This window comes from Vibrio sp. 10N.261.52.C2 (assembly GCF_041471425.1).
Lineage (GTDB): Bacteria > Pseudomonadota > Gammaproteobacteria > Enterobacterales > Vibrionaceae > Vibrio > Vibrio crassostreae_C.
Genome location: NZ_JBFROH010000113.1, coordinates 1 through 249 on the forward strand (window position 1 = coordinate 1; position 249 = coordinate 249).

1 tRNA gene is annotated in these 249 nt (G+C 42.6%); it reads right to left on the bottom strand.

Annotated elements, in window-relative coordinates:
- Positions 1-92: 92 nt before the first annotated feature.
- Positions 93-169, bottom strand: a tRNA-Arg gene (locus AB4307_RS21965).
- Between the last annotated feature and the right edge of the window lie 80 nt (positions 170-249).

The following is a 249-nucleotide window of genomic DNA, read 5'->3' on the forward strand; positions in this document are numbered from 1 at the left end:
AGCTAAGGACGCACGGTTTTTGATATTAATTCTCGACGAACGATTTATCAATATCAGGATTCACATTCTTATAAGAAATAAACCCTAAATAGTGGCGCGCTCTGGAGGATTCGAACCTCCGACCGCCTGGTTCGTAGCCAGGTACTCTATCCAGCTGAGCTAAGAGCGCACGGTTTTAGTATCAACTTAGTCAATACAAGGACTTTCATTCTTAAAAGAAATAAACCCTTAAATAGTGGCGCGTCCTGG